This is a genomic window from Saccharopolyspora sp. NPDC049426 (assembly GCF_040676935.1).
Classification (GTDB): Bacteria; Actinomycetota; Actinomycetes; order Mycobacteriales; family Pseudonocardiaceae; genus Saccharopolyspora.
The window spans coordinates 402,687-425,229 of the sequence record NZ_JBFAPZ010000001.1 but is presented as its reverse complement, the minus strand read 5'-3'; the positions used below and the strand labels follow the sequence as shown (position 1 = coordinate 425,229).

Here is a 22,543-nt window from a genome sequence, read left to right as displayed (position 1 = left end):
GAGTTCATGGTCGACGATTCTAATGACCTTGCCCGAAGTTGATCATCAGGTATCGGTTAGCGGCCCTAAGCTCCCAGCGGTTCCAGGTGCAGACGGGCGAACAGCAGCGCTTCGGCGAGTATTTCCGCTCGTTGCTGGGGATTCCGCGCCTTGCGGGTGTTGACCTCCAGCACCACCGAACCGTCGTAGCCGTCGGCCGCCAGCGCCTCGCAGACCTCCGCGCACGGCTGGCTGCCCTGGCCGGGCAGCAGGTGCTCGTCGCGGGAGGCGCCGGTGCCGTCGGCGAGGTGGACGTGCGCGAGGCCGTCGCGCATCCGCTTGAGCAGCTCGATGGCGTCCACGTGAGCCGCGGCCGCGTGCGAGAGGTCCAGCGTGTAGTTGCGGAAGCCCACGTCGGTGGGGTCCGGTGAGGGCTTGAACGCCGAGAGCCCGTTGCTCCGGTTGCTGCGGAGCCGGTTCAGCGTGTTCGGCGGGCGCAGCGGGAACATGTTCTCCACCGCGATCTTGAGGCCGCTGATCTCCTCCAGCTCCTCGACCAGCTCCGGGAAGGCGTCGGCGTACCGGCGCTGCCAGCGGAACGGCGGGTGCACCACGACCGTCGAAGCGCCCAGCTCGCCGGCCACGACCACGGCCCTGCGCAGGCGTTCCTCGGGTTCCGGCGACCAGACCCGCTGGGTGATCAGCAGGCAGGGCGCGTGCACCGCGAGCACCGGCACCCCGTGCTGCTGCGACAACCGGCTCAGCGCGTCGACGTCCTGGCTGACCGCATCGGCCCAGACCATCACCTCGACCCCGTCGAAACCGAGGTCGGCGGACATCTCGAAGGCCGCGCGAGCAGGTTGCGGCCACACCGAGGCGCTGGACAGCCCCACCGGAATCCGCCCGGGGGTGTCCTGGCGCTCAGACCGCGATGGTTGTCCCGTCATCTCGAACCAAGCATGACCCACGACCTCGGTGAGGTTGCGCGGCGGTGGGTCGTCCGGCCTCGCACCGCCCGGCGTTCACCTGTCCGAGCCAACACCGACAACCTCTCACTGATTGATCAACAGCAACGCGGCCGGCGACACCGTGCAGAACAGGCCGACCAGCACCGAGAGCAGGATGGTCTGCAGATCGTTGGTGCGGAAGAACTTCCACGCAACGAGCACCAAAAGGCCGGTGAACACCAGGGCCGCGCCGAACGCGGCGAGGGTCGCGTTGATCCACAACCAGCGGAAACCCACCCACACGGCACCTCCGCCGACCAGGCCGAGGACGCCCTGCAGGGCGAGCGTGCCCCACTCCTTGCCCGCCGACGGCGGGCGGTCGACCTCGTCGTCGGGGTCGTAGTCGTCGCTCAGCCCGGCGGGCGCCGAGGTGTCGTAGTCCTCGTCGTAGGCCTGGTCGTACGGCTCGTCGTAGGGCTGCTCGTAGGCACCGGAGTAGCTCTGCTCGGAGTCGTCGAAGGACTCGTAGTCGTACGGATCGGCGTTGGGCTCGGCGGTCTGCGCCGGGTACGCCTGATCAGCACCGCCGTCGATGCGCGGCAGCTGCTCGGTGAAGTTCTCCGGCAGCTGCGGCGGGCCTGCGGGCGCCATCGGCGGCCCCGACCGAGCGGGCGGGGCCGGCAGCGCGGGCTGCCGGATGGTCGCCTCGGCGTCGCTGCTCGGCGCGGAGGGCGCCGGCGGGGTCGAGGAGGCGCTGCCCGTGCTGCCGAAGCGCTGCGCCCAGTAACCGGCGCCGCCGGACTCGGCCGGCGGTTCGGCCGCGGGGCGCGCGGGCGTGCTGGGCGGCGACACCGGCCCGGAGGCCTGCGGCGGCTTCGCCGGGGGCTGAGAGGCCGGAGGCTGGGGAGCCGGAGGCTGCGCTGCCGGAGCTTGGGGGGCCGGAGCCTGGGCGGCCGGAGGTTGGGCCGCTGGTGGTGCCGCCGGAGGTTGGGCCGCCGGAGGCTGAGCGGGCGGTGGGCTCGCCGGAGCCGCCTGGGGCGGGGAGGAGGCCGGACCCGACTGCCTGCGGCTGGTCGGCGGCTCCTCGTCCGGCTTGACCGCGCGCATCTTGCCGCTGTCGGACAGCACCCGGTTGATGATCTCCTGAGGCGCCGTCTCGGTCGGGTCCTCGGCCTTCCTGCGCCGGCGCCGGGAGCTCTTCTCCGAGCTGCCGCCGTACTCGGCGAGCAGCTCTGCAACGGTGCGCTGGGTGGGCTGGTCCGCCCCGCTGTCCCGACTCATCGTTCCCACCGTGCCCCGTGCCGCGTTCGCAGTCCAGTTCCGTCCACCGGTGCCTCGGTTTCATCCCGTGTCGGGCCGGACGCATTCTCCTGCGCCGGCACGAGCCCTTCCGTGCCCCCCGCACGCACCGGAACGCCGCTCTTGAACGCAGTGTGACTATCTCCGTTGGTGTGGTCCAGCCGCCGAAGGATGACTCCCTCGCGCAGCGCCCACGGGCAGATCTCGAGTTCGGTGACGCCTAAGGCCTTCATCGCGGCCTCCGCGACCAGCGCACCTCCGACGAGCTGGTGCGACCGCGCGGAGCTCACACCGTCGAGCGCGGCGAGGTCGCTGGAGGACATGCGTGTGATGAACGCCAAGAGCTGCCGCAGCCCCGTGTCGGTCAGCGTGCGCGACACGCGCTGCCCCGCCGAGGACGGTGCGGCGCCGGTCAGCCGGGCCAGCGAGCGGAACGTCTTCGACGACGCCACCACCCGGTCCGGCCGGGCCAGCTTGCGGAACTTCTTGGCGGTGGGCGCCAGCTGGCCCTCCAGCCAGTCCCGCGCCTTCTTGATCTCGTCCTGCTTCGGCGGGTCCTTGAGCATCGTGCGGCTCATCCGTCCCGCGCCCAGCGGCAGCGAGACGGCGAGGTCCGGATGCTCGTCGATGCCCAGCGCCATCTCCAGCGAACCGCCGCCGATGTCCAGCAGCAGCAGGTTGCCCGCCGACCAGCCGTACCAGCGGCGGGCCGCGAGGAAGGTGTAGCGGGCCTCGTCCTCGCCCGGCAGCACCTCCAGCTCGACCCCGGTCTCGGTGCGCAGCCGCTCCAGGACCTCCACGGCGTTGTCCGCGTCGCGGATCGCCGAGGTCGCGAAGGCCATCAGCTCGTCGCAACCGGCCGCCACGGCCGAATCCCGGGCTTCGGCGATGGTCCGGATCAGTTCGTCGGCGTCGTCGTCGGAGAGCCGCCCTTGGTGCGCACCGATCCGCTCGGCGAGCCGCAGCACGGTCTTCTCCGATGTCATCGGGGTCGGATGCGCACCACGGTGCGCGTCCACCACGAGCAGGTGGACGGTGTTGGATCCGACGTCGAGGACCCCTAGGCGCATGACCGACAAATTACCGGCTGCGCATGCGCCGGGGCGTCAGGTGGGCGGGAAACTGCGTTCCGGAACACTCCGAACACGCCCGCCACCAGGTCAGCAGCCCCTCGGGGATGCGACCGGTCCCGCGCGCCCGGCTCAGGCCTCGAACTTGTAGCCAAGACCACGCACCGTGATCAGGTAGCGCGGGTCCGCCGGGTCCGGTTCGACCTTCGAGCGAAGCCGCTTGACGTGCACGTCGAGGGTCTTGGTGTCGCCGACGTAGTCCGCACCCCACACCCGGTCGATGAGCTGACCGCGGGTGAGCACCCGGCCGACGTTGCGCAGCAGGTACTCCAGGAGGTCGAACTCCTTGAGCGGCAGGCTCACGTCCTCGCCCTCGACGGTCACCACGTGCCGCTCGACGTCCAGCCGGACGGGGCCCGCCGCCAGCACCTGCGGCTGCAGCTCCTCGGCCTCACCGCGGCGGCGCAGCACGGCGCGCACGCGGGCGATCAGCTCGCGCGCCGAGTAGGGCTTGGTGACGTAGTCGTCCGCTCCCAGCTCCAGACCCACGACCTTGTCGATCTCGCTGTCGCGCGCGGTCACCATGATCACCGGGACCGCGGAACGCTGCCGCAGCTGCTTGCACACGTCGGTGCCGCTCATCCCGGGCAGCATCAGGTCCAGCAGCACTATGTCCGCACCGTTGCGGTCGAACTCGTCCAGGGCATCGGTGCCGTTGGTCGCGACGGCGGCCGTGAAGCCCTCCTTGCGGAGCAGGAAGGCAAGTGGGTCGGCGAAGGACTCCTCGTCCTCCACGATCAACACTCTGGTCACCGGACTCCTCCCGTTTCGACGGTTGTCACGCCGTCCGCGCTTTCGGTGATCGACCGCGCGGCTGGTGCCGCACGATCCGGTTCGGTGGTCGCCTCATCACCGTCGAACTCGCCCGTGCCGTGCCTGGGCACGCGGATGGTGAAGGTGGAACCCGTCCCCGGCCTGCTCCACAGCTTCACCTCGCCTCCGTGGTTCGCGGCGACGTGCTTGACGATGGCCAGCCCCAAACCTGTACCGCCGGTGGCCCGCGAGCGAGCGGGATCCACCCGGAAGAACCGCTCGAACACCCTTTCGTGGTGTTCGGGTTCGATCCCGATACCGCGGTCGGTGACCGCGATCTCGACGAAGTCCTCGGACAACCGGCGCGAGATCGACACCGGGCTCCCGTGGGACGAGTAGTTGACCGCGTTGGTGATCAGGTTGGTCAGCGCGGTGACCAGCAGCGCCCGGTCGCCTTCCAGGAGGTACCCGGACGGCCCGTCCACCGCGATCTCGATGCCGGCGGACTCGGCGGCCAGCCGGGACCGGCCCAGCGCCTCCTCGACGACCTCGTCCACCTCGATCGAGTTGAGCTCCGGCAGCCGCTCCGCGCCCTGCAGGCGGGACAGCGCGATCAGCTCGGAGACGAGCGTCCCGAGGCGGGTCGACTCGTGCAGGATCTTGGTGGAGAAGCGCCGGACCTCTTCCGGGTCCTCGGCGGTGTCGAGCAGCGCCTCGGCCAGCAGCGCCAGCGCGCCCACCGGCGTCTTGAGCTCGTGGCTGACGTTGGCCACGAAGTCCCGCCGGGTCGCCTCCAGCCGCACCGAGTCGGACTGGTCCGCGGCGTCGACGACGGTGAAGCCGTCGCCGAGCGGGCGGACGTCGCCGATCACGGCGGCCGGACCGCGTCCGGCCAGCGAGGCGCGCCCGTCCAGCGGGCAGAGGTCGACGGTCACCGTCTCCCCGGTCTTGCGCGCCTGTTCAGCGGCCTTCTGCGCCCGGGGGTCGGCTCGGTAGTCGTGGATCACGCCCAGCTCGGCAGCGCGCGGGTTGTGCAGCACCACGTCGCCGAAGCGGTTGAGCAGCACGACACCGCTGGTGCTGGTGTGCACCTGGCGCTGGAGGAGCTCTGCGACGGTGGGGCCCTGCGGCTGGGACTTGCGGTAGGGCCGGGATCCTCCGGCTGCCAAGAATCCGCCGACCGCGCCCAGCAGGAGCGCGGCGATGATCAGGGCGGTGTAGCCCAAAGCGGTCACATCTGCATCGTAAGCAAGCGCGGGTGGGGAAGGGCCAGTCCACGAGGGCGTTCAGTGACGCCCGTGACACGAATCGGGCCGTTCTTCACCTCTGGTTCACCCCCTGCTCGGAGCGGGTTCAGCTACCGACCGAGCCTCGGTAGCGCTCCGTTCCCCGAGTGGGCGATTTTTCGCCACTCCTCACCCACGTGGGTGACGCGTGGAGGGCACCTCGGCTACGTGCCGGGGCGCCCTCCACCGCTGTCTGCGGCTCAGCGGCCCTGGTTCGCCACGGCGGCGGCGGCCTTCGCGGCGGCCTCCGGGTCCAGGTAGGTGCCGCCCGGGTTGGTGGGCTTGAAGTTCTCGTCGAGGTCGTAGCGCAGCGGGATGCCGGTGGGGATGTTCAACCCCGCGATGCTCTCGTCGGAGATCCCGTCCAGGTGCTTGACCAGCGCGCGCAGCGAGTTGCCGTGCGCGGCGACCAGCACGGTCTTGCCGGCCTGGAGGTCCGGGACGATCGCCGACTCCCAGTACGGCAGCAGCCGGGCCACGACGTCCTTGAGGCACTCCGTGCGCGGCATGTCGGCGCCGAGGTCCGCGTAGCGCGGGTCGGAGTCCTGGCTGAACTCGTCGCCGAGCTCGATCTCCGGCGGCGGGGTGTCGTAGGAACGGCGCCAGAGCATGAACTGCTCCTCGCCGTAGGTGTCCAGCGTCTGCTTCTTGTTCTTGCCCTGCAGAGCGCCGTAGTGGCGCTCGTTGAGCCGCCAGTCGCGCTTGACCGGGATCCAGTGACGGTCAGCGCCGTCGAGGGCGATGTTCGCGGTGGAGATCGCGCGCCGCAGCAGCGAGGTGTGCAGCACGTCCGGCAGCGCACCCGCCTCGCGCAGCAGCTCGCCGCCGCGCTTGGCCTCGGCCTGGCCCTTGTCCGACAGCGGGACGTCCACCCAGCCCGTGAACAGGTTCTCGGCGTTCCACGTGCTCTCACCGTGCCGCAGCAGCACCAAAGTCGAAGTCATGGCCCCAGGCTATCCGCACACCTGAGCAGGGCAGCGAGGTTGTGAGCTTCACCCGAGAGTTACTCGATCACCGTACGACTGTGACACGACCGTGTCGGTCGTCACTTTCCGTGGAAGATATGGCCCTCTCCAGGGCTCCTGCTCTAGTTTTCTTTCCGAACATCACACGAATGGAGTAATGCGGCAGCCTTGTGGCGGCTACATAACTCTGCGAAGTTGGCAATGCTCTCCTTGATCGGCTCCCACGCACTCCCCGATCCAGCGAGAGCGAGAAACGCGGTTCAGCTCCCCCAACGAACCGCACCCCGCCGGGTCCAGGGTGCCCCCCGCCCTCCAGACCCGTCAGGCGGGACCAGCGTGGTGGGGCGGCTCGAGCTCGTGACTCCCCCTCTCTCCCGAGCCGCCCCCCTCGTGGGGGTTTTTCTCTTGGTTCTGATCGTGGTCGTTTTGCGGGGCGGTGCGGGTAGGGGAACCTGACCGGCGCTGTGGACTCCGCGCGCCACTCCTGATGTATGCCAATACACGGCGTCGCGGCGTGCTCGCCACAGCACCGCTCAGAACCCCCGGCGGTGCCGGCTGCTCAGGTGGGGCACTGAGAAAGCGCCTTCGGCGCTTGCCTGACGGGGGGGGGAGCCTGTTGCTCGGGTGGTGAGAGTGGAAGCGGCTTCGCCGCTTGCCTGACGGGTGGGGGCCTCAGTCTTCTTGCACCAGTTGTTTGAAGGGTTGGAGGTTGGCCAGGGACTCTCCTCTGGACTCGCGCCAGGCCCACTCCCTGCGGATGGCCGTGGCGAAGCCGAGTTCCAGGAGGGTGTTGAAGTCCCCGTCCGCCGCTTCCAGGACCTGGCCCAGGACCCTGTCCAGCTCTTCCTCGGTGACCGCGTGGAGACCGATGCGGCCCACCAGGTAGATGTCGCCGGACTTGTCGATCGTGTAGTGGACGCCGTAGAGCTTGGCGTTGCGGCGCAGCAGGTAGCGGTAGACGTCCTCGTGCGCCTCGTCCGGCTGCCTGCAGACGAACGCCTCGATGAGCAGCGCGTGCTCGGCGACGATGAGCCAGCAGTTGGTCTGCAGCTTCTTGGCGCCGGGCAGCGTGACGAAGAACCGGCTGCCGCCCTTGTCCTGGTAGCCGAGCTCGTTGGCCTCCAGCGTGGACGTGATGACCTGCTCGGGGTTCACGCCGTCACCTCCTCGATCCGCAGACTCCGGTTGAAGGCCAGTTTGGCCTGCGCGTAGGCGTCGAGCAGCGACTCGGTCGTGCGCGCCCAGGAGAACGTGGTCGCGTGCTCGCGGGCGTTGCTCGCCAACCGCTCCCGCAAACCGCGGTCCAGCACGACCGAACCGAGTGCGTCGGCCCACTGCCCGGTGCGGTGCCCGTCGACGAGCAGTCCCGAAACACCGTCGCGGACCGCGACCGGCAGACCGCCGACCTCCGCCGCCACGACCGGAGTGCCGCACGCCTGCGCCTCCAGCGCGACCAGGCCGAACGACTCGTTGTGGCTGGGCACCGCCACCACGTCGGCGGCCCGGTAGACCTGCGCGAGCTCCGCCCCGCCACGCGGCGGGAGGAAGCGCACCACGTCGTCGATGCCCAGGTCCACCGCCAGCTGCTGCAACGCCCGGGGCCGCTCCAACCCGCTGCCGGAGGGTCCGCCGACGACCAGCACGACCAGCCGCTCGCGCAGTTCGGGACGACGGCCCAGCAGCTCGGCGGCCGCGCGCAGCAGCACGTCCGGGGCCTTCAGCGGCTGGATCCGGCCGATGAACGCCAGCACCAGCGCGTCTGCCGGAACGCCCAGCTGATCGCGGGCAGCGACACCGTCGCCGGGGGTGAAGACGTCCAGGTCCACACCGGGCGGGATGGTCGCGACCGCGTCCGGATCGGCGTCGTAGCGGTCGACGAGATCGGTGGCCTCGAACTCGGTGTTGGCGACCAGCATGTCGGCCTGATCGACGATCTGCTCCTCGCCCAGCACGCGGACCCGCGGTTCCGGCGAATCCCCTTCGGCGAGGTTGGCGTTCTTGACCTTCGCCAGGGTGTGCGCGGTGTGCACCAGCGGCACGCCCCAGCGCTCCCGCGCCAGCCAGCCGACCTGCCCGGACAGCCAGTAGTGCGAGTGCACGAGGTCGTAGTAACCGGGTTCGTGCCGGGCCTCCACCCGCAGCGCGCCTGCGGCGAACGCGCACAGCTGCGAGGGGAGCTCGTTCTTGTCCAGGCCCTCGAACGGCCCCGCCACCACGTTGCGGACCAGCACCCCGGGGGCCAGTTCCGCGATCGGCGGGATGTCGGAGGAGGTGGCGCGGGTGAAGATCTCCACCTCGGTGCCGAGCTCGGCCAACCGCCGGGAGGTCTGAGCGATGTAGACGTTCATCCCGCCGGCGTCACCGGTACCGGGCTGCTCCAGCGGGGAGGTGTGCAACGAGAAGACGGCGGCGCGGCGAGGCCGCATGCGTAATGTCCTGGAAGTCATCTGCTGCCCTCGCAAGCCGGTCCGCCCGAGTCGTTCGGACGCTGATCAACTCCGACATCGCGCGCCGCTGAAACATTCCCGTCGAGCCGGCGAAACCTCGGAGCCAACGCTCGACGCTACCGCCAAGGGGCGGCGAAGCCCTCAACTCCGCCGCCACTCGGTGGCTTCCGTCACAGCAGCCGTGCAGTCGAGCGGCGAAGCCGATTTCTCCTCGCAACCCTGCGCGGAACGAGCGCATCCGACTAGAGAGCGGACTTCGCCGTCCACTGGTCCCAGGTGAGGATCCAGTCGTAGACGTCGTAGCGGGGCTCCATCGAGCTGGCCGAGCCCGTGACCTCGACGGGGTCGCCCAGCAGGGCGCTGTCGTAGTAGGCCTTGGCGTCGGCGGCGCTGAGGTTGATGCAGCCGTGCGAGTTGTTCACCTTGCCCAGCGCGGCGGCGTTCTCCTGGTTCTCGTGGATGAACTCGCCGTGGTTGGAGAACCGCGCGGCCCAGGTCTTGCGCACGTCGCGGTAGCCGTAGCGCGGGTTGTCCATGATCTCGACCGGGTTCTTCTGCATCACGATGTAGGTGCCGTTCGGGGTGTTGCGCCCCGGGTCGTACTCCTCGCCGAAGCTGGCCGGGTAGCTGGCGACCTGCTGCCCGTCGCGCATCACGACCATCTGGTGGGTGCCCACCGCGGCCTTGACGATCTGCGCGCGGCCGATGTCGAACTCGCTGGTCAGATCAGCAAGGCCGTAGGCGCCGTTGCCGTAGGGAACGCCGTAGAGGTCGGCCTTGACCGTCACGTGGGTGTTGGCCGGCCAGTACTCCTTGGGCCGGTAGTCGACCTGCTTGTCCGACAGCCACGCCCACGAGCCCTCGACCGGCGTGGAGGTCTGCACGCTCAGCGCCCGCTCGGCGGCGGCCTTGTCCTTGACCGGCTCGTCGAACTTGACGCTGATCGGCATCGCGACGCCGACCTGGGCGTCGTCGGTCGGGTTCACGGTCGCGCGAACCGTCTTCTTCGGCTGCACGGTCCGGAAGGAGCCCCGCACCGGCGCCTTCTTCCCGTCGGTGCCGACGGCCTGGCCGGACCAGGTGTAGTCCTTGCCGTAGCCGAGCGCCTCGCCGGCCTGCCACGTCCTGCCGTCCGCGGACAGCTGCCCGGCGACGGCCTTGCCGTCGCCGTTGGTCAGCTGGACGGATTCGAAACGGCCCTGCTCGACCGTGGCCTTGATCGGAGCGGTCGGACTGACCTCACCCGCACCGGCACCCGGTTCGAAGTGGACCGCGGCGACCGGCGGAGCGGGTTCGGACTGCCCCGGCGGTTGCGCGGAACAGCCCGAGATCAGCAGGACGGCCGCCAGCGCCCCCAACAACACGCGCCAAGGCAGCCGCATCACACCACTCACTTTGAAAAGTCCTCTCTGAAATTGAGTCAAACCATGATGAATGGGACATCGCCGGAAAAGCGGAACCGGCCCACTTCTCCTTCAGCCGACGATTTCCCCTCGCCCCACCATTAAAGACGCGCGAAGGAACCAAAAGATGTCCGAACCTCGCTGTGCATCGCATCACAACCGCTGAACCACACGTCAACCAGCCCGAATTGCGCGCAATCCGCGCGAATGGCATTCGGCGGGAAAACCCAAGACAATTCGCGCGAAATACCGCTCAGACGCCGAGCGGTTGCGGTTGCGGATTGAGCCGGACGTCCAGTTCGGCGAGAACGTCACCGATGGGCGTCGCGAAACCGATCGCGCCATCGGAGGCACCTGCGACGTGCAGACCCACCAACCGGCCGCCCGGGTCGAGGACCGCCGCGCCCGCATCACCGGGACCGCAGAAGCGCGGCCGGTCGGTGGCGATGCGGATCTGCTCGCGCAGCACCCGCACGCCCAACGCCTCGCCGTGGTCCACGCGGATGGTGGCGTCGGTCGAGGTCACGAAGCCGTCGGTGAGACCGGTGCCGAAGCCGTGCTTTCGGACCAGCTCACCCGGGTACGCGCGAGCGCGACCGGTCACCGGCCCCAGCCCGCCGACCTCGGGCGAAGCCGCCAGGCCCGGGACGAGGCTGACCGCCGCGGCATCGACCCTGCCGGACAGCGCCGCCCGCGCGAGCTCGGCGTGCACCCTCCCGCTGTCGGCGTCGGCCATCCGGTCGCCCACCGACCAGGCGTCGTCCAGACAGCCGACGTCGAAGGTCGTCAGCCCCATCGGCTCGGCGGAATCACTGGTCACGAGCACCCCGAGGGTGCCGACGCGGCGGTACTCGCCGGACCCGAGCCGGACCGCCCGGCAGGGCGCCAGACCGCTGCCGCCGCGCACCGCCCGAGTCGGGCAGCCCGCGCTGCAGCCGTCCGAACCGATGGTCCGGGTCGGCCACCGCAGCGGCTCACCGCGCGCGCGGTGAATGTGCTGCAGGACGGGCTGCTCCTGGACGACGTCGGTGGGGATGCCGAAGACCTCGGCGGGCACGCAGTCGCCGCGCCCGAGCGTCTCCCGCGGCCGCTTGCCCACGACCGACACGACGATGACCTGCTCCCGGAGACGGGAGCCCGCGCGAGTCCTGCTGCCGATGTCGACGCCCGTCACGCCGGGCAGGTCGAGCAGCTGATCCTCGACCGCGCGCTTGATCGGACGGATCACCGCCCGATCCCGAAGTTCCCTGATGCTCAACATGGTGGCCCCCTCCACCCACCCCATTTAACACTCAGGGTTATCGATCAGTCACTAAGCGTCACCCTTACGGCCGCTAGTCAGACCTCGCAGTCGACCATGACCGGTTCCGGCACGAGGGTGACGCCGAACGCGGAACGCACGCCGTCGCGGACCTCGCGGGCGAGTCCCAGCAGATCAGCGGTGGTGGCGCGGCCTCGGTTGGTCAGCGCCAGCGTGTGCTTGGAGGACAGCGCGACGCGTCCGCCCGGTCCCGGGTGGCCCTTGGCGAAGCCGGCGCGCTCGATCAGCCAGGCCGCCGACAGCTTCCCGCCGCCCGCCGCCGGGTACTGCGGAATCCGCTGGTCGGCGCCGACCTGCGCGGCGATGCGCGCGATCACGTCCGGCAGCTCCGCCTCGGCGATGATCGGGTTGGTGAAGAACGAACCCGCGCTCCAGGTGTCGTGATCGGCGGGGTCGAGCACCATTCCCTTGCCGCGCCGCAGTTCCAGCACCGCCTGCCGCGCCTTCGCCGCGTCGACCCGCTCACCGGGCTCGACTTCCAGGGTGCGGGCGAGCTCGGCGTAGCGGATCGGGGCCGACAGCCCGCTGTCGTGCAGCTGGAAGCGAGCGCGCAGCACCACCGCCGCCTCGCTGTGCTTGAGCACGCTGTTGCGGTAGGTCAGCCCCAGGTCCGCGGCCCGCACGGTCCGCACCCGCCCGGTCGCCCGGTCCAGCAGATCCACCGAGACCAGCAGCTCGGAGACCTCCACGCCGTAGGCGCCGACGTTCTGCACCGGGGTCGCCCCGGCCAGGCCCGGGATGCCGGAGAGGCATTCCAGCCCGCCCAAGCCCTGCTCGACCGAGTCGGCGACCACGTCGTCCCAGTCCTCGCCCGCCTCGGCGGTGAGCTGGACGATCCCGTCGCCGACGTTGTCGTACTCGCGGCCCTTCGTGGCGATGCGCACCGCGTGCCCGTCGAAGCCTTCATCGGCGACGACCAGGTTCGAGCCGCCGCCCAGCACCAGCAGCCGGTGACCGTTCCCGTCGGCCGCGCGGACCGCGTCGATCAGCGCGTCGTCGCTCGTGGCGACCACCAGACCGGTCGCGGGGCCGCCGAGTCGCAGGGTGGTGAACTCTGCCAGCGGCGACCCACCGCCCGGCCGTTCACCAGGCAGGGCAGTGTTCTCGCGCACTTCTTCGGCACCGGACATAGAGGCACTCACGATTGCCAAAGGTAACCTCCGCTGCATGGCACGCCGCATCGAGCACCGCAGCACCTCCGAACGGTCCGCCGTCGAGGTGTACCGGGCGCTGATCGATTCCGATTACCTCGCAGCCCGGTTGGAGGAGCTCGGGGGCTCCACCGCGACCCTCGTGCAGCACGTGGGCACCGAGGACGGCGCGCGCTTCCAGACCAGGCAGGGCGTCCCCGTCGACAAGCTCCCGTCGCTGGCCCGCACGGTCGTCGGCGGTGACCTGCTCATCGACCGCAGCGAGTCCTGGCGGCGCGAGGAGGACGGCCACTACACGGGCGAGATCGCCGCGGAGATCGCCGGAGCGCCGTGCTCGATCACCGGCTCGATGTGGCTGCGCGACCTGGTGGCGCCGACCGGCACCGCGGTCAGCGAACTCGTCGTGGAGGGCACGGTCAAGGTCACCGTCCCGTTCATCTCCGGCAAGCTCGAAGACCTCATCGCGGACCAGGTGCAGAAGATGCTGGTGGCCGAGGAGAACTTCACCGCCGCCTGGCTGGTCAAGCACGGCTGATGAGCTCTTCGCCGTCCCGCCGCGCAGCGGTGGGGGAAACCCGCTCGGGCGCTCACCGCGAAGAGGGGGCGGCGCCGCTCCGGGTCCCACCCGCGATGAACGTCCCGAAGAAGCGCAATCCCCGGCTCGCCGCCGGACGCGCCCGCGCGATGGGCGTGCCCACCCGCGGCACGACCAACCCGAACCGGCTGCGCCGCATCGACCGCTGGATCGCCGGCACCCCGTGGGTGGCGCGCGCGGTGCGCAAGGCCGTCGAGCCGGTCGTCATCGACCTCGGCTACGGCGCGACCCCGACGACGACCGTCGAGCTCGCGCAGCGGCTGTCCGGGCTGCACCCGCGGTTGCGGGTCGTCGGTCTGGAGATCGACCCCGATCGGGTGGCGGCGGGCAAGGCCGTGGCCGACCCGCCCCGGCTGGAGTTCCGGCGCGGCGGCTTCGAACTCGCCGGGCTCGCGGCGGGGATCCGCGACTTCCCCGGCCCGGCGCTGATCCGCGCGCTCAACGTGCTGCGCCAGTACACCGAACCGGAAGCGTGGAAGGCGTGGGACGAGGTGTGCTCCCGGCTGGCGCCGGACGGACTGCTCGTCGAAGGCACCTGCGACGAGATCGGCCGCCGCTGCTGCTGGGTGACGCTCACCCGGGAAGGGCCTCGCACGCTCACCCTGGCCTGCCTGCCCTCCGACATCGACAAGCCCTCCGACCTGGCCGAACGCCTGCCCAAGACGCTGATCCACCGCAACGTCCCCGGCGAACGGGTCCACGCGCTGCTCAGCGATCTCGACGTCTGCTGGGCGAAGGCCGCCCCGCACGCCACCTTCGGCCCCCGGGCGCGCTGGGCGCACACCGCCCGCCTGTTCGCCGAGCGGTGGCCGGTCCTCGACCGGCACCCCCGCTGGCGCCTCGGCGAACTCACCGTCCCCTGGACGGCGGTCGCCCCGCAGGTGTGAGATTTCCGTTTCGCGCCACGGGCTCAGCACCTTTAATGGGGGGCATGGATCTCGACTTCCACCTCGATGCGTTCCACGAGCAGGCGGAGGCGTTCCGCCGCGCGGTGCTCAAGAGCGGCCCGGACGCCGCTGTGCCCACCTGTCCCGGCTGGGACGTCCGGCAGCTGACCGGGCACGTCGCGCAGGCCTACTGGCGAGCGCGGGAGTCGCTGAAGGTCGAGCGCGGCGGCAGCAGACCGGAAGCGCCCGAAGCGCCGGCGGATCTGGACGCCGCGCTGTCCTGGTGGGACGAACTCCGCACCGACCTGCGCACCGAGCTGTCCACGGTGGACCCCGACCTCCCGGTGTACGCGATCTTCGCCGGCGGGACCCCGGCCGGGTGGGCGCGCCGGGTCGCGCACGAGACCGCGATCCACCGGCTCGACGTCGAACTCGTCCTCGGCCAGGGCGGCGACCTGGTCTTCGACCCCGAACTGGCGGCCGACGGCATCGACGAGATGCTGACCAAGCTGCTGCCGCTGGGCGACTGGACGACCCGCGAGCACGCCGGCACCGTGCTCTACCACGCGGCGGACGCCGGTCGGGCCTGGTTGGTGACCTACCGGCCGGGCGAACCACCCACGACGGGGGCTCCGTCGGACGCCGGGCTGGAAACCGACGCGACCGTGGCGGGCACCGCAGACGCCCTCTACCGCCGGGTGTGGGGACGTCCGAGTTCGGCGCTGGTCACCGGCGACACCACGCTCGCCGGAGTGGCGGCCGGACGCTGATGTAGCCCATCCCACCTGCGACAATCATCGTCGTGAGCTCTTCCGAACGCCGCTTCGTCATCAGCCTCGGCTGCCCCGACCGCACCGGGATCGTCGCCCGGGTATCCGGATTCCTGGCCGAGTTCGGCGGCTGGATCGTCGAGGCCGGTCACCACACCGACATCGCGACCGGCTGGTTCTTCACGCGGCAGGAGGTGCGCGCGGACTCGCTGCCCTTCGGCGTCGACGAGCTGCGCGAGCGCTTCGCGGCCGTCGCGGAGGGGCTCAGCGACCAGGCGGAGTGGCGGGTCTGGGACACCGGTGAGCGGCGCCGGGTCGTCGTGCTGGTGTCCAAGGAGGCGCACTGCCTGCACGACCTGCTGGGGCGCGTCGGGTCCGGGGAGCTGGACGTCGAGCTGTGCGCGGTGATCGGCAACCACCCGGAGCTGGGGCCGATCACCGAGGCGCACGGCATCCCGTTCCACCACGTGCCCTTCAGCAAGGACCCGGAGTCCAAGGCCGCCGCGTTCGAGCAGGTCAGGACGCTGGCGGAGGAGCACGACCCGCACGCGATCGTGCTGGCGCGGTTCATGCAGGTGCTGCCGCCGGAGCTGTGCGACCGGTGGGCGGGCAAGGCCATCAACATCCACCACAGCTTCCTGCCCTCGTTCGCGGGCGCCCGGCCGTACCACCAGGCGTACGAGCGCGGCGTGAAGCTGATCGGCGCGACCTGCCACTACGTGACGGCGGAGCTCGACGCGGGCCCGATCATCGAGCAGGGCGTGATCCGCATCGACCACACCGACGACGTCACCGACATGGTCCGCCAGGGCCGCGACATCGAGAAGATGGTCCTGGCCCGCGGCCTGCGCGCCCACGTGGAGGACAGGGTCCTGGTCCACGGCAAGCGCACCGTCGTCTTCTGACCCCTGCCCCCCGCGCGAGGCGGAACTGTCGCCAGGAACACCGCGGTTCAGCGGGCGAGGTCCTCCAGGAGCTCCGCTCCGGGGAGCTCGGTGAGGACGTCCGCCGGGGTGATGATCTTGCTCCGGCGGAGGCCGCTGCCGACGACCACCGCGCCCGCCTCGGCCACCCTCGCGTCGATCAAGATCGGCCACGAGCCCGGGAGCCCGAACGGGGTGATCCCGCCGTACTCCATGCCGGTGAGCGACACCGCCTCGTCCATCGGCGCGAAGGACGCCTTGCGCACGTCGAGGCGGCGCTTGACCACGCCGTTGACGTCAGCGCGAGTGGTGGCCAGCACGACGCAGGCCGCGTAGCGGACCTCTCCGGAGCGCTTGCCCGCGACCACCACGCAGTTGGCCGACCGCTCCAGCGGCGACCCGTACTTCTCGCAGAACGCGGCGGTGTCGGCGAGCTCCGGGTCGATCTCGGTGGCGCCGACCCGATCGTCACCGAGCGAGCGCACGACCTCGGCGACCGGGTCGGCCAGCAGGTCGAGCCGTTCCAGCGCGGTCGTGACTTCCAGCGTTCCCGCGGCTGCGGACCAATCGAAACCCATGGTCGCCCACGATAGAGCGCTCAGCGGAGGAAGTTCGTCAGCAGGTCCCGCAGCTGCCTGCGGTGGGTGAGCATCGGGGCCTGCGATTCCAGCAGCTCCAGCCGTGCGGAGCGGAACGCCGCAGCGGTCGCCTTCGCCGCCGAGGCGGGATGCATGGGGTCGTCGGTGGCGCCGATGACCAGGACCTCCGCGGCAGCGTCCGACAGCGCGCCCGCGTCGGCGACCGGGACCTGCTCGGGCAGGTCGCGCAGCGCCTCGGAGAGCCGGGACAGCGCCCGGGCGCGCTGGTCGAGGTGGTCGCCGACCTCGACGCCCGGCGGGATCTCCGCGGCCAGCACCTCGTGCAGGCTCGCCCCGCCGTCGTCCGCGGCGACCGCTGCCGCCAGGCGCTCGTAGGCCCAGGCCGCGGCGGGTTCGCGGGGACGGTCCAGGGCAGCCGGGAGCAGCAGCGCCAGACGCTCGAAGCGGTCCGGGCGTTCGGCGGCGATGCGGGTCAGAGCGCCCGCGCCGAGCGAGACGCCGACGGCCTGGGTCGCGCCGACCTCGTCGGCGACCGCGAGCACGTCGGCGGCGACCGAACCGTAGTTCCAGTAGCCGACCGGGGCGTCCGGCGCGGAGCCGTGGCCGGGCAGGGTCATCACGACCCGGGTGCCGCGCAGCCCGGATGCGGGAATGCGCGCCTCGCCCTCGGTCGCGCCGAGTCCGTGCACGACCAGCGTCACCGGGGTGCCGCTGCCGAGCACCCGACGACGGGCGTGCACTACCAGGACCGTCCCTGGACTTCCCTCACCTTGGGACGGACGTCGACGATGTAGACGAGGGCGGCGACCAGACCGGCGATCCAGATGATCCCGTAGGGGCCGCGCATGTCGAGGATCAGCAGGAGCGCGGCGGCACCGGTGATCCCCATCCAGGCCAGCTTGTTCAGCTTGTCCGCGGCCGTGAAGGCGTCCGCGCGCTGCAGCGCGGCGTGCACGAAAGCGAACACACCGACGGGGATGCACACGACCCAGATGACCGTCAGGATCCACCAGTACAGCGGCATTCCGCTCGAAAAACCCACGTCCCCACCTTACGTGCTCATCAACGCGGAAGGCACCCACCTTCACAGCGACCGGTCCCGGCACCCGCGTCGGGTACCGGGACCGGTGCTCGCGGTGATCAGTTGCCGCTGGTCTTGGCGGGGGTCGACTTCTTGGCGGCGGGGGTCGACTTGGGGGCCGTCGCCTTGGCGGCCGGGTCGGCCTTCGCCGCAGCCGGCTTCGCCGCGGGCTTCTCGGCGGCGGTCTCGCTCTGGCCCGTCTGAGCCTGGCCGGTCTCCGCCTTGGTGGAGTCGGCCTGGGCGGTCTCGGTCTGGGCGGTCTGGGTCTGGTCCTCGTCCTTGGCGAAGGTGCGGGTGACCTTGCCCAGCACGTCGTCGGCCAGGCCGCGCACGTCGCCGACGGTGTCCTCGACCCGGCCCTGAGCGGTGCCGACCTGCTCGCGGACCTTCTTCACCTGCGAGGAGTCCTGCAGCTTCTTGAAGGTCTCCTCACCGTGCTCGCTGAGCTGGTCATAGATCTTCTTGGCGGACTCGCCGTAGGTCTCCAGCTGCTTGCGGACCTCGGACGGGTCCAGCTTGGCCTTGAACTCGCTGAAGTCCTTGGGCAGCTCGGCCTTGGCGGACTCGGTGCGCTCGGTGACCTGGGTGCGGAACTTGTTCACGGCGTCCAGCACGGCCTGCGCGGCGAGGTCACCGGCGCCGAGCGCGGCCAGCAGGGGCGTGCGCGCCTGGTCGACGCCGTCCTTGAATGCCTTGTTGACGTCGTCGGTCTTGGGGAAAGTCGGCATCTCGCGGTTCACTCCTCGGGTTGGTGGGTGTTCCCGTTGGCGTCCCCGTCCACCGTCGCGTCCTGCTCGCGACGGAACGAGGAGTAGATGTCCAGGAGGACCTGCTTCTGCCGCTCGTTGAGCTCCGGGTCGGCGAGGACCGCGTCGACCACGGGCCCGGACTCGCGGCTTTCCAGGATTCCGGCCTGCACGTAGAGGGCCTCAGCGGAAATCCTCAGCCCCTTGGCGATCTGCTGCAGGATTTCCGCGCTCGGCTTGCGCAGTCCGCGTTCCACCTGGCTCAGATACGGGTTGGACACGCCGGCGAGCTTCGCCAGCTGTCGCAACGAGATCTGCGCGTTGTTGCGTTGGGTCCGGATGTAGCTCCCGAGGTCGCTGACCGCCTGGTTCACCGCTTTGGGGACTGCTTTGTCCATGCGTTCCATCGGGCACCTCTCCGGCTCACGACCCACCATACGGCCGAGTGCTAACTATTGCAAGCACTCAGCTAACGCCCTGTCAGCGCTCGGCCGACAACCCTACTGAGCTGCGCACATGCAGAAGGGGTGACCTTCCGGATCGACGTAAACCCGAAACTTCGCGTCGAGCTGATCGGCTGGCTGCGGCAGCTGCACCGCACCGGCGCCGATCGCCCGCTCGTGCCCCTCGTCGAGCGTGTTCACCCGGACGTCGAGGTGCGCCATCTGCGGAACCTCCCGATCGGGCCAGGTCGACGGCCGGTGATCGGGGTCGAGCTGGAAGGCCAGCGGAGCGCCGCCCGACGGGTCGGCGAGCTCCACCCAGCGATCCCCCGACTCCTCCTCATCGATCTGCCAGCCCAGCAGCCGCCCGTAGAACTCGGCGAGCCGACGCGGGTCGGCGCAGTCGATCGCGTACGCGGCGAGCTTCAACGCACTCATCGCACTCCCTCTCAAACCAGTCTCGACGTGTTGGCGGTTACTAACCGTCAAGAAGCAGAATGCTGGTTACAGGGGTCGGCCGCAACCCCCTACTGGCTTACGATGGTGTCCGTGAACAGCAGAGCTGTCGCTCCGGAAGTGGGCCGCGCGCCTGTGCTGGAGGCGGTCGAACTCGACTTCGACCACGACATCGAGCTAGTCCTGGCCTTCCTCAACACGTGCGACGCCGAGAAGGGCACCGAAGTCCTCGATGATCACGTCCGATGGCAGCGGTGGTGCACCGAACGCGGTCTGGTCGTGGTTTCCGAAGTCGAAGCCGCCCGCGAAATCCGCGACACGATGCGGTCGGCGGTGACCTACGGGATGCGCCCCTCCGGCCTGGCGAACACGACGTGGCCCGTGCAGATACAGCTGCGCAACGGCATCCCCTCGCTGGTCGGCGTGGACGCGCTGGGCAGCGTGCTGGTCGCCGCCACGCGGCTGGTGCACACCGAGCACTGGGATCGGATCAAGATCTGCCCGGCCGAGGACTGCCTGTGGGCGTTCTACGACCGCTCGCGCAACAGATCGCGCACCTGGTGCTCGATGCGCGTCTGCGGCAACCGCGAGAAGGCCCGCTCCTGGCGCGAGAGGCACACACCGGCCTGAGAACACCGGCGGCGCGGGTGGTTCGCACGCCTCGCGGCCACGCCGCTCGCAGGCAGTGCGCGTTCAGAACAGCAGGTCCGAGATCGCGTAGATCGCCAGGCCGGCGAGGGCGCCGACGACGGTGCCGTTGATGCGGATGAACTGCAGGTCGCGGCCGACCTGCAGCTCGATCTTGCGCGAGGTCTCCTGGGCGTCCCAGCGCTCCACCGTGTCGGTGATCAGCGCGGTCAGCTCGTCGCGGTAGTTCGACACCACGTAGGTGACGGCGCCTTCCAGCCAGCCGTCGACCTTCTCCCGCAGCTCGGGTTCGGTGTGCAGCCGGGCGCCGAGCGAGCGCAGGCCGTCCCGGACCCGCACGCGCAGCTCGCTGGAGGGGTCCTCCGCGGCGTCAAGCAGCATCTTCTTGGCCGTGCCCCAGGCCGAGGACACCAGGTTCTGCACCTCGGGGTGCTCCAGCACCTGGTGCTTGATCTGCTCGGCCTTGGCCATCGTCTTCTCGTCGTGCTGCAGGTCGTGCGCGAACTCGACCAGGAAGCGGTCCACGGCCTGGCGCATCGGGTGCTCGGAGTCGGTCCGCACCGCCCACGCGAACGAGAGCACCTCGGCGTAGATCTTGTCGGCGAGCATCGCGTCGACGAACTTCGGCGACCACGACGGCGCCCGCTGGCTGACCACCCGCAGCACGGTCTCGTGGTTGTCGCGCACCCAGTCGTAGGCGCGATCGCAGACCAGGTCGACGAGCTTGTGGTGCGAGCCGTCGGTGAACACCTGGCCCAGGATCCGCCCCAGCGGCGGTCCCCACTGCTGGTCGACCAGCTTGCGCACGACCCCGTGCTCGATGATCGCCTGCACGTCATCGTCGCGGAGCACCTGAACCGCACCGCGCACGGCGGTGGCCAGCTCGGAGGTGACCCGCTCGGCGTGATCGGCGTCGTCGAGCCAGAGCCCGACCCGGCGGCTGATGCCCGCGCTGCGCAGCTTGTCGCGCACCACGTTCTCGGCGAGGAAGTTGGTGCCGACGAAGTCGCCGAGGCTGCGACCGATGGTGTCCTTGCGGGTCGGGATGATCGCGGTGTGCGGGATCGGCAGGCCCAGCGGGCGCCGGAACAGCGCGGTCACCGCGAACCAGTCCGCCAGCGCACCGACCATGCCCGCCTCCGCGGCGGCTCGGACGTAGCCCACCCACGCTCCGGCTCCGGCGGTCTCCTGCCAGCGAGCGAAGAAGTAGACCGCTACCGCCACCAGCAGGAATGCAGTGGCGACGGTCTTCATCCGCCGAAGACTCCGGCGCTTTTCCGAGTCGGGAACCGATGAGGGGTGCACGCATCGATTGTTGCAGCGTTTCGGGGCAAGCCGGGGCGAACGCGACCACGTGGCCTTGCTAACAGCGGCCACGACGACCTGGCGGAGACCCGCGAGCGGCCGCTCTCCGGGGTGGACGTGCGTTGGCGAGAACGCGTCGGCGCGCCCCGAGCCGCCTCCGGTTCCACTGCGCGAGACGACCGCCGGCGGCGCTAAAACGCTGGTCACCGGCTTCGTCCGATGCATTAGCATCCGGAGGCGTGCGCACTCCTGCTTTGACCTCCCGCCTCCGGCCGTTCACGTCCACGATCTTCGCGGAGATCACCGAGCTGGCCCGCCGCACCGGCGCGGTCAACCTCGGCCAGGGCTTCCCCGACACCGACGGCCCGGAGAGCATGCTCCGCGTCGCGCAGGAAGCGATCGCGAGCGGCGTGAACCAGTACCCGCCGGGAGCAGGTGAGCCCGAGCTGCGCGCGGCCATCAGCGAGCACCGCGCCGCCCTCTACGGCACCGAGTACGACCCGGAGGGCCAGGTGCTGGTCACCGTCGGCGCCACCGAGGCGCTGACCGCGACGATGATGGCGCTGGTCGAGCCCGGCGAGGAGGTCGTGCTCGTCGAGCCGTACTACGACTCGTACCCGGTCGCGGTGGCGATGGCCGGTGGGGTGCGCAAGACCGTCGGCCTGCGCCACGGCCCCGACCACCGCTTCGAGCTCGACCTCGACCAGCTGCGGTCGGTCGTCGGCCCGCAGACCCGAGCGCTGGTGCTCAACTCGCCGCACAACCCGACCGGCACCGTGTTCACCGATGCCGAGCTGGCAGCGATCGCCGAGGTCTGCCGGGACAACGACGTCATCGCCATCACCGACGAGGTCTACGAGCACCTGCTGTTCGACGGGCGCGCGCACCACCCGCTGGCCGGGTTGCCGGGCATGGCCGAGCGGACCGTGTCGATCTCCAGCGTGGGCAAGAGCTTCAGCGCCACCGGCTGGAAGATCGGCTGGGTCTGCGGCCCGTCCGAGCTGGTCGCGGCCGTGCGAGCCGCCAAGCAGTTCATGACCTTCGTCGGTGGCGCGCCGTTCCAACCGGCCGTCGCGCACGCGCTGCGCAACGAGCTGGCCTGGGTGGACCAGCTGCGCTCCGACCTGCAGCGCAAGCGGGACCGGCTCTCCGACGGCCTCGGCGAAGCCGGGTTCGACGTGCTCGACAGCGAGGGCACCTACTTCATCTGCGCCGACGTCCGTCCGCTGGGCTTCAACGACGGGGCCGACTTCTGCCGCTCGCTGCCCGAGCGCGTCGGGGTCGCCGCCATCCCGGTGCAGGTGTTCTGCGACAACCCGGGCGACTTCCAGCACCTGGTCCGCTTCGCGTTCTGCAAGAAGGACGAGGTCCTCGACGAAGGCATCCGCCGACTGCACAAGCTGCGGTAG

Annotated in this window: 24 protein-coding genes; 6 read left to right on the top strand and 18 right to left on the bottom strand. The window is 70.4% G+C overall.

Annotated features, from left to right (window positions below):
* Positions 1-65: 65 nt before the first annotated feature.
* From AB0J78_RS02040 to AB0J78_RS01990, 11 genes are all read right to left on the bottom strand, one after another.
* A complete protein-coding gene (locus AB0J78_RS02040; protein ID WP_363785987.1) occupies positions 66-926 on the bottom strand; it encodes a sugar phosphate isomerase/epimerase in 861 nt (286 codons plus the stop codon).
* A gap of 105 nt (positions 927-1,031) precedes the next feature.
* Positions 1,032-2,207, bottom strand: a complete 1,176-nt coding sequence (locus AB0J78_RS02035) for a hypothetical protein (protein ID WP_363785985.1) — start codon at positions 2,205-2,207, stop codon at positions 1,032-1,034.
* Positions 2,204-3,295: a Ppx/GppA phosphatase family protein gene (locus AB0J78_RS02030; protein WP_363785983.1), complete on the bottom strand. Its 1,092-nt coding sequence runs from the start codon at positions 3,293-3,295 to the stop codon at positions 2,204-2,206. Before AB0J78_RS02030 ends, AB0J78_RS02035 begins: the two co-directional genes overlap by 4 nt.
* A 132-nt stretch (positions 3,296-3,427) precedes the next feature.
* Entirely contained in the window at positions 3,428-4,108 is a 681-nt protein-coding gene (locus AB0J78_RS02025; RefSeq protein ID WP_132621411.1) for a response regulator transcription factor, read from the bottom strand.
* Positions 4,105-5,301 carry an ATP-binding protein gene (locus AB0J78_RS02020; protein ID WP_363786393.1) on the bottom strand — a complete coding sequence of 399 codons (1,197 nt, stop codon included), beginning with the start codon at positions 5,299-5,301 and terminating at the stop codon, positions 4,105-4,107. Before AB0J78_RS02020 ends, AB0J78_RS02025 begins: the two co-directional genes overlap by 4 nt.
* A gap of 293 nt (positions 5,302-5,594) precedes the next feature.
* Positions 5,595-6,338, bottom strand: coding sequence for a phosphoglyceromutase (locus AB0J78_RS02015; RefSeq protein WP_363785981.1), 744 nt, complete (start codon positions 6,336-6,338; stop codon positions 5,595-5,597).
* A gap of 693 nt (positions 6,339-7,031) precedes the next feature.
* Positions 7,032-7,514 carry a YbjN domain-containing protein gene (locus tag AB0J78_RS02010; RefSeq protein WP_363785979.1) on the bottom strand — a complete coding sequence of 161 codons (483 nt, stop codon included), beginning with the start codon at positions 7,512-7,514 and terminating at the stop codon, positions 7,032-7,034.
* The gene (mshA, locus tag AB0J78_RS02005) at positions 7,511-8,785 is read right to left on the bottom strand and encodes a D-inositol-3-phosphate glycosyltransferase (protein WP_363785978.1); all 1,275 of its coding nucleotides are present in this window, start codon (positions 8,783-8,785) and stop codon (positions 7,511-7,513) included. The genes AB0J78_RS02010 and mshA overlap by 4 nt, the downstream gene beginning before the upstream one ends.
* Before the next feature lie 263 nt (positions 8,786-9,048).
* Positions 9,049-10,188, bottom strand: coding sequence for an Ig-like domain-containing protein (locus AB0J78_RS02000; protein ID WP_363785977.1), 1,140 nt, complete (start codon positions 10,186-10,188; stop codon positions 9,049-9,051).
* Between the two features lie 274 nt (positions 10,189-10,462).
* Entirely contained in the window at positions 10,463-11,470 is a 1,008-nt protein-coding gene (locus tag AB0J78_RS01995) for a hypothetical protein (protein WP_363785975.1), read from the bottom strand.
* 77 nt (positions 11,471-11,547) lie between these two features.
* Complete coding sequence (locus AB0J78_RS01990) at positions 11,548-12,660, bottom strand: UDP-N-acetylmuramate dehydrogenase (RefSeq protein ID WP_363786391.1); 1,113 nt, start codon at positions 12,658-12,660, stop codon at positions 11,548-11,550.
* Positions 12,661-12,697: 37 nt separating this feature from the next.
* Between AB0J78_RS01990 and AB0J78_RS01985 the strand changes: the two genes are divergently transcribed.
* The 4 genes from AB0J78_RS01985 (at position 12,698) to purU (ending at position 15,838) form a co-directional block, all read left to right on the top strand.
* Positions 12,698-13,216, top strand: coding sequence for a DUF2505 domain-containing protein (locus tag AB0J78_RS01985; RefSeq protein WP_363785973.1), 519 nt, complete (start codon positions 12,698-12,700; stop codon positions 13,214-13,216).
* Between the two features lie 95 nt (positions 13,217-13,311).
* Positions 13,312-14,163 (top strand): class I SAM-dependent methyltransferase, encoded by an 852-nt coding sequence (locus AB0J78_RS01980; protein WP_363786389.1) that lies wholly within the window; start codon positions 13,312-13,314, stop codon positions 14,161-14,163.
* 44 nt (positions 14,164-14,207) lie between these two features.
* Positions 14,208-14,933, top strand: coding sequence for a maleylpyruvate isomerase family mycothiol-dependent enzyme (locus AB0J78_RS01975; RefSeq protein ID WP_363785971.1), 726 nt, complete (start codon positions 14,208-14,210; stop codon positions 14,931-14,933).
* A 32-nt stretch (positions 14,934-14,965) separates the two neighbouring features.
* Complete coding sequence (purU, locus tag AB0J78_RS01970; protein ID WP_363785969.1) at positions 14,966-15,838, top strand: formyltetrahydrofolate deformylase; 873 nt, start codon at positions 14,966-14,968, stop codon at positions 15,836-15,838.
* 47 nt (positions 15,839-15,885) lie between these two features.
* Here the strand turns inward: purU and AB0J78_RS01965 are convergent, their stop codons facing one another.
* The 6 genes from AB0J78_RS01965 to AB0J78_RS01940 all read right to left on the bottom strand — a co-directional run bounded on the left by AB0J78_RS01965 (position 15,886) and on the right by AB0J78_RS01940 (position 19,163).
* Positions 15,886-16,434, bottom strand: coding sequence for a YbaK/EbsC family protein (locus AB0J78_RS01965; protein ID WP_363785967.1), 549 nt, complete (start codon positions 16,432-16,434; stop codon positions 15,886-15,888).
* Between the two features lie 20 nt (positions 16,435-16,454).
* Positions 16,455-17,195, bottom strand: coding sequence for an alpha/beta hydrolase (locus tag AB0J78_RS01960; RefSeq protein ID WP_363785965.1), 741 nt, complete (start codon positions 17,193-17,195; stop codon positions 16,455-16,457).
* The gene (locus tag AB0J78_RS01955) at positions 17,195-17,479 is read right to left on the bottom strand and encodes a DUF2516 family protein (RefSeq protein ID WP_363786387.1); all 285 of its coding nucleotides are present in this window, start codon (positions 17,477-17,479) and stop codon (positions 17,195-17,197) included. Before AB0J78_RS01955 ends, AB0J78_RS01960 begins: the two co-directional genes overlap by 1 nt.
* A 116-nt stretch (positions 17,480-17,595) precedes the next feature.
* Positions 17,596-18,264 (bottom strand): hypothetical protein, encoded by a 669-nt coding sequence (locus AB0J78_RS01950; RefSeq protein ID WP_363785963.1) that lies wholly within the window; start codon positions 18,262-18,264, stop codon positions 17,596-17,598.
* Between the two features lie 8 nt (positions 18,265-18,272).
* Entirely contained in the window at positions 18,273-18,689 is a 417-nt protein-coding gene (locus AB0J78_RS01945; protein WP_363785961.1) for a helix-turn-helix transcriptional regulator, read from the bottom strand.
* 93 nt (positions 18,690-18,782) lie between these two features.
* A complete protein-coding gene (locus AB0J78_RS01940; RefSeq protein ID WP_363785959.1) occupies positions 18,783-19,163 on the bottom strand; it encodes a VOC family protein in 381 nt (126 codons plus the stop codon).
* Between the two features lie 102 nt (positions 19,164-19,265).
* Here AB0J78_RS01940 and AB0J78_RS01935 point away from each other — a divergent pair, with 102 nt between their 5' ends.
* Complete coding sequence (locus AB0J78_RS01935; protein WP_132680534.1) at positions 19,266-19,811, top strand: CGNR zinc finger domain-containing protein; 546 nt, start codon at positions 19,266-19,268, stop codon at positions 19,809-19,811.
* 63 nt (positions 19,812-19,874) lie between these two features.
* Here the strand turns inward: AB0J78_RS01935 and AB0J78_RS01930 are convergent, their stop codons facing one another.
* Positions 19,875-21,083, bottom strand: coding sequence for a DUF445 domain-containing protein (locus tag AB0J78_RS01930; RefSeq protein WP_363785957.1), 1,209 nt, complete (start codon positions 21,081-21,083; stop codon positions 19,875-19,877).
* Positions 21,084-21,373: 290 nt separating this feature from the next.
* Between AB0J78_RS01930 and AB0J78_RS01925 the strand changes: the two genes are divergently transcribed.
* Positions 21,374-22,543: a pyridoxal phosphate-dependent aminotransferase gene (locus tag AB0J78_RS01925; RefSeq protein ID WP_363785955.1), complete on the top strand. Its 1,170-nt coding sequence runs from the start codon at positions 21,374-21,376 to the stop codon at positions 22,541-22,543.